Annotated in this window: 2 protein-coding genes; both read right to left on the reverse strand. The window is 62.9% G+C overall.

All coding sequences use genetic code 11. The annotated features are described in order from the left end of the window. Positions 1-1034: 1034 nt before the first annotated feature. Complete coding sequence (locus EN984_RS31025) at positions 1035-1697, reverse strand: SMC-Scp complex subunit ScpB (RefSeq protein ID WP_063169436.1); 663 nt, start codon at positions 1695-1697, stop codon at positions 1035-1037. Positions 1698-1699: 2 nt separating this feature from the next. Further along, on the reverse strand, positions 1700-2501 hold an 802-nt coding region (locus EN984_RS31030), incomplete at its 5' end, for a DUF1403 family protein (protein ID WP_127384201.1).

The following is a 2501-nucleotide window of genomic DNA, read 5'->3' on the forward strand; positions in this document are numbered from 1 at the left end:
ACGCAGCGGTGTGAGACGGGCATTCTTGTGGATGTTCATTCGGACCCTCCGATGGATGCTGAAGCGTGGTAACTCCAGTCTCCTCGGTCCGGTCCGAATGGACAACCTCTCGAAAGCTCACACCTAGAACTCCTCTTGAAAGCGTATCTAGCTTCAAAGGGCGTGTCGAAACGCGGTCTCCGGCTCGGCTTCGGTCACAAGATCGAGGACATTTACGAAGCCGCAGTGGCCCTAGGAATGCCGCCGATTGGGAACGTGAAGATGATTGCCAACAACCTTGACCTGATGAATTCTCAGCAAGATTTTAGGTACCCGTCGGGGTACAAGCTGAATGTCCCGCCGCCGAGCTTCTGCCGAGAAACGTATAACGCTCTCCACACAGCGATCGAGCCGAGGATCCCCACCGAGGTACTGAAAGCCAACCTCAAATTTCATTGGGATTTTCGGGGGAAGACTGTCATTTGGAAGGACGAATAGCCCGAGGATGATCTTCCCCATCTACGTTGGCGTTCTTATGGCGCTGCTGTCAGCATCCGCCATTGGCGGTGGCGGCAAGGCGATCTTGTTGGGATGGCCGCCTCGCTGACAATGGCCGGGATGGGCACTCGCCGGCTGGCTAGGTTCTTAGCAGGCCATAGCCGGCTGTCTGGTGGAGATCGTCTTTCAGGGCTTTGATCGTCTGTGAAAGGTCGCGAACCTTGTCCATCAGCGTCTGAATGGTCGCCCCGATGGGCTGGATCTTAACGCCTCAATCGTCGCGAGAAGCTCAAGGTAGACGTGGTTCAATTGAACTTTCTCCCTTCGAGAGCTCTCAATGGTGATCGACATGTGCGACCAGGCTCGATCAATTGCCTGTTCGCTTATCCTTCATCGACAAGCGGACGCGTGCCGCCACCTCCCTTCCGTCACGCGAAGGACCCAGCCGGCGAGACCAGACGGCGTGCGTGGCGCAATCTTCTATGTGACGAGCGGCGAGATCGCGTGTGTCCCGCCGTGATGGGATCATCTATTCGTCGAGCGCGGCGCTGGCGCCATCATCGTCGATATCTGCAAACCCTGGGATGATCCAGCAGCTTCTCCTTCGACAGCAGCCCGGCGTCCTCGAGCGCCTCGAAATCCGGCAGCTGGCGCAGCGTGTCGAGCCCGAACTGCGACAGAAAAGTTTTGGTCGTCACATAGGTGTAGGGCGCGCCCGGCTGCGGGCTGCGCGGCCCCGAGGCGACCAGCTGCTCAGCGCGCAGCACGCCGATCAGGTCACGTGACACCTCCTTGCCGAAAAAGCTCGACAGCTCGCCACGGGTGATCGGCTGGAAATAGGCAATGCACATCAAGACAAGCGCCTCCGCCTGCGACAGTTCTTTTGCTCCCTCGCCCGCTGCCGTGCCGAAGGCTGCGTGAATGGCGTCGCCAAAAACCTTTTTGGTCCGGTGCTGCCAGCCGCCGGCGACCGCGACCAGCTCGTAAGGGCGGCCGGCGAGTTCGGCGCGAATGTCGTCGATGATCAGCTCGATATTGCAGTTTTTTCCCACCACCCGCGCGAGGACACTACGTGTCACCGGTTCATTTGCCGCAAAGATCACCGCTTCGACGCGGGCCATCCATTCGCACCAGCGCAGCTCCGGCGGCAGATGTTCCAGTTCGGTGTCGAGCAGCGCCGGCTGATCGTTTGGCTTGCGGCGGGCGGACGCTTCGCTCATCGCTACAGCCCGAACAGCCGGAATGTGGGGCGGCCGGAGAGCTCGCGCACGACCTCCAGTTGCTGCAGCCGTTCGAACAGCCGTCGCGATGCAAAGCGCGACAGATTGTCCGTCGTCAGCGATCCGGACACGGCGTCTTCACTGAGCAGCAGAAAGATTACGTCGCCGGCGCCTTTGGCGCGCAGTTTCGGCGCCACCGCCAGGAGTTTTTCGGCCCGGCGCGACAGCTCGGCGGCCAACCGACAAGCGTCCGCGGCGGCCGCGACGAGCGCGATGCAAACCGCCCGCTCAAAATTCTTGTCCCCGGGCCGGATGCGCCGGCCACCGCCGGCCTCGGTGCGGAAAGATGGTCCAAAACCCTGCGCCATTAGGAGCGGCAGGGGCTGCGGCCAGCCCAGGCGTTGCGCCAGTACCAGGTCGGCGAGCCACCAGCCAAAGAGTTCGGCATCGGGACGCATGGCGACGACCTCAGCGGCGATCGCCGCGGCGTCGAATGGCGCCGACCGCTGGGATACCCCGAGTTTTTCGATCTGCGTGCAAAGGTCGGCGAGCGCGGCGCCGTCCCAATGGAGGCCAAGCTGGTCGAGTATCTTCCCGAGCCGGCCGGGCGTAGCGGCGGGCGGCTGCCTGGCCAACTGCCGCCAGGCGCCAAAGACGGCGCCTGCGGGACCGGGGTCAGCACGTAGGGGACGCAAATGCCAGGCATCGCGCAAGGCGGCCGCATCCTCGGCGCGGCCGGCGAGCCGCATGCTGGAGGCGGCGCAGCGAACCGCCAGCCGCTGCCGCCAAGCGCCGGCCCAGGCT

It is taken from the genome of Mesorhizobium sp. M7A.F.Ca.CA.004.12.1.1 (assembly GCF_003997835.1).
GTDB lineage: Bacteria > Pseudomonadota > Alphaproteobacteria > Rhizobiales > Rhizobiaceae > Mesorhizobium.

Coding starts and splice junctions, on each gene's coding strand:
- EN984_RS31025 (WP_063169436.1), bottom strand. CDS start 1,697: ATGAGCGAAGCGTCCGCCCGCCGCAAGCCAAACGATCAGCCGGCGCTG.